Origin of the sequence: Loigolactobacillus rennini DSM 20253 (genome assembly GCF_001436505.1) — a bacterium.
Taxonomy (GTDB): domain Bacteria; phylum Bacillota; class Bacilli; order Lactobacillales; family Lactobacillaceae; genus Loigolactobacillus; species Loigolactobacillus rennini.
In genome coordinates, this window is the sequence record NZ_AYYI01000075.1 from 21,143 (window position 1) to 28,154 (window position 7,012).

The window sequence follows — 7,012 nt, forward strand, 5'->3', positions numbered from 1 at the left end:
AACAAAAGTAACACTTTTGTTGCAGCCCTTTTTTGCTAGCAAACATTATTTTATAACCATGGCTTAACAAGTAATAGTTACCATTTTATGTCACACGTACGGTTTGTATTTTGATAACCATTTTCGCTTTCAGAAAAAGAAAGGTGAGCTTGTGGCATGACAAGCTTTGATAATTTTCCTTCTTTTTTAAATTTTGAAAACACCATGTAATCCTATACTATCAATTACTTTTCCTGCAAACTTATCAATGACAATTTAAGAGTCGGAATTTGAGATTTATTTATTTGGTTTACCTAAAAAATGAGTTGAATTATTTAGTTTCTGTTGTACAATGGCAATAGTCTGTTGGACTGAAAAAATTGAAAGGCGTGAAAATCACATGAGTGAAAACGAAACACCGCGTAAGCATAAATTGATTGAATACGCGAACGGCCCTTCACTGGAGGAAATCAACGGTACTGTCGAGGTTCCTAAAGGAAAAGGCTTTTGGCGAACGCTTTTTATGTATTCTGGCCCAGGTGCGTTAGTCGCCGTTGGTTATATGGATCCCGGTAACTGGTCAACATCAATTACCGGTGGTCAAAATTTCCAGTATTTATTAATGTCCGTCATCTTAATGTCAAGTTTAATTGCAATGTTACTTCAATATATGGCAGCTAAACTTGGCATCGTAAGTCAGATGGATTTAGCCCAAGCTATTCGTGCGCGCACTAGCCGGCCTTTAGGCATTGTGTTATGGATTTTAACTGAGTTAGCAATTATGGCGACAGACATCGCCGAAGTTATCGGTGCAGCGATTGCGTTATACCTATTATTTGATATTCCGTTAATGATTGCCGTCTTTATTACTGTTTTAGATGTTTTGTTACTGCTATTATTAACCAAAGTCGGTTTTCGGAAAATTGAAGCAATCGTTGTTTGTTTGATTTTAGTTATTTTATTAGTGTTCGTTTATCAAGTTGCGTTATCAAAACCAGACTGGGGTGGCGTTTTTACCGGTTTAATTCCGAACGCTGAAACCTTCTCCAGTAAGCCTGAAATTGGTGGCCAAACACCTTTGACTGGCGCTTTAGGGATCATCGGTGCCACGGTAATGCCGCATAATCTGTATTTACACTCTGCGATTTCCCAGACGCGTAAAATTAACCATAAAGACGAAGAAGATGTTGCCCGGACAGTTCGCTTTACCAGCTGGGACTCAAACATCCAGTTAACCGCAGCTTTCTTTGTCAATGCGTTATTACTGATTATGGGGGTTGCCGTTTTCAAAACAGGTGCCGTCAAAGACCCATCATTCTTTGGTTTATACGAAGCTTTATCCGATACATCGACTTTAAGTAACGGTGTGTTAATCAGCGTTGCTAAATCTGGTATTTTGTCCGTTCTTTTTGCCGTTGCCCTGTTAGCTTCCGGTCAAAACTCAACCATTACTGGTACTTTAACGGGTCAAGTGATCATGGAAGGATTCATCCATATGCGGATGCCACTGTGGTTACGGCGTTTAGTGACACGGTTGATTTCCGTGATTCCAGTTATCATCTGTGTCATGATGACTAGCGGAAAGAGTGCAATTGATGAGCATACGGCGCTGAATACGCTGATGAATAATTCACAGGTCTTCCTGGCATTTGCCTTGCCGTTTTCTATGGTGCCGCTGTTGATGATGACCAATAGCCGTGCTGAAATGGGGGCAAGGTTTAAAAACTCATGGTGGGTTAAAGTGCTAGGCTGGATTTCTGTCGTCGGTTTGACTTACTTGAACTTAATCGGTTTGCCTGGGCAGATCGAAGCCTTCTTTGGCGATCACCCAACTGCAAGTGAAGTGGTCATGGCAGATAACATCGCCTATATTCTCATTGCAGCAGTGCTGGCTTTGCTAGCTTGGACCGTCTATGATCTTTACCAAGGCAACAAACGCCATGAAGCAAATTTAGCTGCCTTAGCTGAAAAAGAAGCACAAGAAAACACTAAAGAATAGTGATATTAAATAGTGACTGTACTCAACTGCTTCGGTACAGTGACAGAATGGGCGTAATTCACTCATGTGAGTTACGCCCATTTTTTATTAGCAAATAACCTAGTATAGTTTCACAAATTCATTAAAGTTATGCCCCAACTGAATCACAGTCGGTGCAATATGGTATGATTTGAGTAGTTAAACTGACTAAAAAATTATCGCGAAATGAAATTTGTAGGAGAATCAATATGGAAACACTTTATCGAAGCACACGCGATCAAACTGGCCATACGGTTACCGCCTCACAAGCAATCTTGCAAGGCTTACCGCAAGATGGCGGCCTGTACGTTCCAGTTGATCTGCCTGATTTAAACTTAGATCTTGCAAAACTAAGTACCGCTTCTTATCAAGAAATTACCTACCAAGTCATGCAGGCATTCTTCAGCGACTTTACTGCTGAAGAATTGCGTGATTGCATTAACCAAGCTTATGCGCAGCAATCAACCATCGCCCCTTTAAGAAAATCACAAGACGGCTATTTTTTGGAATTATTTCATGGGCCGACTTTATCTTTTAAAGACTTAACCATGGCGCTTTTACCGCAACTTTTATTGACAGCAGCGCAAAAGCAAACCAGTGATAAAGATTTAGTCGTGCTGACTGCGACAACTGGCGCTGCCGGTAAAGCCGCATTAACTAACTTTGCTGGTGTGACTGGTGTTAAAGCACTCAGCTTTTACCCAGAAGCAGATATCAGTGCGATTCAAAAGCAACAACTAGTGGCTCAAACTGGCAATAATACTGCCGCCATTGCTTTAGCCGGCAATTTTGATCAAGCACAAACACAGGTTAAATTATTATTAAACGACCAAGAACTCCGGCAACAATTAGCCCGCAATCATTATCAACTAGCCGCCGCAAACTCATTGAATATTGGCGTTCTCATTCCCCAAATCGCTTATTATATCTACGCTTATACGCAGTTATTAAACCAAAAAACGATTACTTTAGGCACTAAAATTAATTTCAGTGTCCCTACTGGTAATTTTGGCAACATTTTAGCAGGTTACTACGCCCAACAATTAGGCGTCCCAATCAATAAACTTATCTGTGCAACTAACCGCAACGATGTTCTCAGTCACTTTTTCCAAACTGGCACTTACGATATTAATCGTAAATTCTACGCTACCTCTGCACCTGCTTTAGATGTTTTTATTGCCAGTGATTTGGAACGGTTATTATTCCGGTTAACTGGGCATAATCCAGAACAAACCAAGCGCTTAATGACCACATTAATCACTACTGGACATTACGAAATCAACCAAGCCATGTTCGCCGAACTAACTAGTTTTTATGCTGGCTCAGCTGATGATGCCGCAATTACCAAGGAAATCAACCGGATATTCCGTGAAAATCAATACACCATCGATCCGCACACGGCCGTTGCATCCGCAGTTGCCCGGCAATATCATCAGCAAACAAACGACAAAACATTGACCATTACGTTAGCCACCGCCAGTCCATTCAAATTCCCGAACACAATTTTAGCGGCTTTAGCTGGTAAACGTGAAAGTCAAGATGGCATTCTAGCCGCGCAACGACTAGCTGATTTCATTAATTTGCCATTACCAGACGTACTGGGCAAATTAATCGGCGCACCTGCCTTACAAAAATGGACCACAACACCAGACAAAATGTACCAAACTATTATTGATGTTTTACGGCTACATGCTTAACTAAAATTTAAACCTGCACCAGCAACTGCTGGTGCAGGTTTTTTTATTATGCATTATTAGAAGTTTCCCATCGCTGCCGTAAACGTACTGGAACAGACAGCTGTTTCCGTTTGCCATGGTTCAACTCGGTGGTTTGTGCCGTAGTTGAATGGCCAACGTCTGGAACATGAAAGATTTTCGGCACGAAAATCACCCTTTTCTGTGGAATAGTAGCTACGTTTAGGTACCAATTTGCTACGCAAATCAGCACCTAAACTAGGCTAATACTCAATCTCTTTTATGCAATTAATCACCATCACTGCCGTAAACGTGCTGCCGCAAGCAACTTCTTCCGTCTAACTGTAAATAGCGAGCCATTCACTCCGTGAATAACTCGCTATTTTACGTTAGTACTCAGAAGCTAACCGCTTGCGGCAGCACTCTTTACTTTTTCCTCATCTTTTTTTAGGTTTTATTTAAGCCGTGGTCGTTACACTGGGTTTAATCATTAAAGCAAGGGATGAGCAATATGATTCTTGATTACAAAAAAGAAATGCAAAACATTATTACTGCCCAGCTGGTTGCTGTTCATTATCCGCAAATCATCGCGCAAGGCGAAGATGGTAATTTAATTAACGTAAATATTTCTGAAAAACAACGGACTGACCCACTTTTTTGGGCAGCACTTAAAAACATTTTACAAGCCGGGTTATGGATTCCTGTTGGGCGTCATTTTCACCAATTACTCTCTTTTGATTGGCTAGTTCCCACGCCAACAGCCTAAATCTCAATTCACAAAGGAAGTGTTGACCCATGTTAAAATTAATCGAAACCATTCTTGTTGCTATTTTTACCCCAATTTTTCTTGGTCAAGCTAGTGTTTTGTGGATCAACCATCAAACCAAACGATCACCACTTTTACATCAGAAAGAAAATCATAAATAATAAAAAGCAGTGGCAAATCATTTGCCACTGCTTTTTGCATTACATCATCGGTTGTTGTTTCACTTGTGTTTTGACTAAATCATTATAAAATGCTGCATAGGTGGCATTTTGATAAGGCGCAATCCATAAAAAGCCGATGCCTAAAGTCAAAACTCCCAATAAATCCCAACCTAAAAAGCTTAATACCAATAAAAAGTAATCCATTTTATGACCATACATCAATTGCCGGCTTCGGGTAATCATTGCCAGCAGACTGATTGGTTGTTTGCCAGCCAAGCGCACATCTTGGTAAACCATATAAGTTTGCCGGTAAGCAAATGCTTTAATAATTCCTGGAATAATAAATAACATTGTCCACAACGAAACAAATAAATTAATGATAATTACCAGCGTCAAAACAGGCAAAAACCAGTCGCTATTAAAGACAAATAATGAATCTTGTAATGGCTTGATCTTTTGTTGCGGATTGCGTAACCAGCGTACAAATGTCAATGTCACGCCAATGCTTGCCAAAGTAATGACCAATTGGCTCACAATTTTAAATAAGCGGCTTAAAAAGCTTTTGTCATCATAGACCATACCGCTGGAAAAGATGATCCCCACTAGGACCAATGATAATAATAATGGGATTAAATTCAGTAAAATTCCGGTGCGCCAGCGGCCGTGCAACAGCGCTTTAGCCTCTGCTTTCAATTCTGCGCGCGTTTTTGACATTTAATTTTCGCTCCCAACAATTAGTTTCAGAGTCTAGTATAACTGAAATTCTGAGCTGGGGGAAATATTAACTGTTAGTTACCCGTTGCCACTGATAGGAAAATTGGCGCTGATACGCTTGGTAAATTTGGCGCTTTTTAGGCGCTTCAACCCAAGGCATCAGCTGTCGACGCTGAAAAGGATCTTTTGAGCGGCCGTGCCGTTCCGCTGGGGAATTAAAATGCACATCTAACTGCATATGTTGCCTGTCATTCCGATTAGCATAGTTAAAGGAACTAGTATTGATGAGTGCTGGAACCGGGTTTTGTTGGTGCGTAGGATCGATAAATAAAAAATTGCCTGCCCAATCTAAAATAAATTCCACGTGAAATCCATACAGACGCTTAATGTTCCATCCTGCACTGATAGGAATTCCAGTCTGACGGTCATATTTATTGTGCAGCCGCGCCCCTGCACTTTGGCTCACAGGCAAGCCCTGTTGGTGGCACCAACGATCATAAGCAAGCAAACGTGCCCAATCATTTTTGGCATCGGGAAACCGCCGCCTTAAATAAACAACATTAATCACATCAAAATAGTAACGTAACTGATGAATCATCCGGGCTAATTCAGGTTGTGCCGTATGGCCTAATCCCATTGGAAAAGCGCGTTGAACCACTTGACTGAATAAAGGCCAAAATGACGAATTAGGTTGTAAGGCCGATGTAAAGCAAGGTTGAATTTCTAAATCTGCCTGCTGATTTAACTTAGCCTGTAATCGCTGTAAAACTGCCCACAAAATAGCTTGTGCCTCAGCAGATTGCGGTTGATTGTTCAGCAATTGTGCTAAAGCCGTATTAAATGTTGGTTCGCCAATTAATGTGTTTTGGGGTAAACGTTGAACAGTCATCGTGCACTTCCTTCACCCAATATTTAGCTTGATAACCTTCATGCTGGCAATAGTTTAGCATTTGTTAACAGTGCGGGCAAAAATTTTAAGTGACTGCTATTTAGAATTGCTTCTTGATAAATTTTCTAGTCGTATAATTGAAGAAAAATAAAATAAAAAAGATATTCAATCCTAAATGATAAATAAACCAAGGAACTGAGAATTGCGGACTATTAGTTAATGAAAAATAACCTGGCATCCAAACGTTTAAACCATCAATTTTAGCTAGAAACATCAAAAAAATATAAACACCTAACGTAAAAAGTGTAGCTTGAAAGCTATTTTTATCAATCGCAAAGAAAAAGGCAATTGCAATCATTAATATTAAAAAAATTAAATCAGAAAAGCTGATCAACAATAACTGTAAACTAAATCTACTAACCATTGCCGCATTACCAGATGGAATCATTAAAGTAAAATAAAACAAACAAGAAAAGCCCATATTAAGCATGAAAACAGCAGTCACTAATAAGATCATCGTTATAAACTTTGCTTGAATTAATTGCTTTCTAGAACTCACCCTTAAGATTTCTAATAGAATTTGCCCATCAATCGTTTCTGAACCAAGTATACTTGCACTTAAATAAGTAAAGAAAATTAATGGTAATCCTAACATCATTAAAAGTTTCCACATACTGGTCATAAATACAACTAAATCAATATGACCAGAAATCGTAATAAAATGCCAATGAATAAGCGGTAGCGTCAAGAATCTTGTGTAAATGAAATGCCTTCGTACATATAATATGTATC

The 7,012-nt window shown here is 39.6% G+C and carries 8 protein-coding genes; 4 read left to right on the top strand and 4 right to left on the bottom strand.

Annotated elements, in window-relative coordinates; translation table 11 throughout:
• The first annotated feature begins 379 nt into the window (after positions 1-379).
• Positions 380-1,978, top strand: coding sequence for an Nramp family divalent metal transporter (locus tag FC24_RS08940; RefSeq protein ID WP_057874543.1), 1,599 nt, complete (start codon positions 380-382; stop codon positions 1,976-1,978).
• A 227-nt stretch (positions 1,979-2,205) separates the two neighbouring features.
• Positions 2,206-3,693, top strand: coding sequence for a threonine synthase (gene thrC, locus FC24_RS08945; protein ID WP_057874544.1), 1,488 nt, complete (start codon positions 2,206-2,208; stop codon positions 3,691-3,693).
• 46 nt (positions 3,694-3,739) lie between these two features.
• Here thrC and FC24_RS11520 read toward each other — a convergent pair whose 3' ends face one another.
• Positions 3,740-3,877, bottom strand: a complete 138-nt coding sequence (locus FC24_RS11520; RefSeq protein ID WP_157059114.1) for a hypothetical protein — start codon at positions 3,875-3,877, stop codon at positions 3,740-3,742.
• Positions 3,878-4,201: 324 nt separating this feature from the next.
• Here FC24_RS11520 and FC24_RS08950 point away from each other — a divergent pair, with 324 nt between their 5' ends.
• Positions 4,202-4,456, top strand: a complete 255-nt coding sequence (locus FC24_RS08950; protein WP_057874545.1) for a hypothetical protein — start codon at positions 4,202-4,204, stop codon at positions 4,454-4,456.
• 29 nt (positions 4,457-4,485) lie between these two features.
• Entirely contained in the window at positions 4,486-4,617 is a 132-nt protein-coding gene (locus FC24_RS11910) for a hypothetical protein (RefSeq protein WP_268872305.1), read from the top strand.
• A gap of 39 nt (positions 4,618-4,656) precedes the next feature.
• Here FC24_RS11910 and FC24_RS08955 read toward each other — a convergent pair whose 3' ends face one another.
• The 3 genes from FC24_RS08955 to FC24_RS08965 all read right to left on the bottom strand — a co-directional run.
• Positions 4,657-5,331, bottom strand: coding sequence for a DUF975 family protein (locus FC24_RS08955; protein WP_057874546.1), 675 nt, complete (start codon positions 5,329-5,331; stop codon positions 4,657-4,659).
• A 67-nt stretch (positions 5,332-5,398) separates the two neighbouring features.
• Complete coding sequence (locus FC24_RS08960; protein ID WP_057874547.1) at positions 5,399-6,220, bottom strand: DUF3114 domain-containing protein; 822 nt, start codon at positions 6,218-6,220, stop codon at positions 5,399-5,401.
• Between the two features lie 100 nt (positions 6,221-6,320).
• Positions 6,321-7,012: hypothetical protein (locus tag FC24_RS08965; protein WP_235807366.1), on the bottom strand; the 692-nt coding region annotated here is incomplete at its 5' end.

Bases quoted from the DNA above. Each gene is read 5' to 3' on its own strand.
- FC24_RS08940 (WP_057874543.1), top strand. From the start codon at position 380: ATGAGTGAAAACGAAACACCGCGTAAGCATAAATTGATTGAATACGCG.
- thrC (WP_057874544.1), top strand. From the start codon at position 2,206: ATGGAAACACTTTATCGAAGCACACGCGATCAAACTGGCCATACGGTT.
- FC24_RS08950 (WP_057874545.1), top strand. From the start codon at position 4,202: ATGATTCTTGATTACAAAAAAGAAATGCAAAACATTATTACTGCCCAG.
- FC24_RS11910 (WP_268872305.1), top strand. From the start codon at position 4,486: ATGTTAAAATTAATCGAAACCATTCTTGTTGCTATTTTTACCCCAATT.
- FC24_RS08955 (WP_057874546.1), bottom strand. From the start codon at position 5,331: ATGTCAAAAACGCGCGCAGAATTGAAAGCAGAGGCTAAAGCGCTGTTG.
- FC24_RS08960 (WP_057874547.1), bottom strand. From the start codon at position 6,220: ATGACTGTTCAACGTTTACCCCAAAACACATTAATTGGCGAACCAACA.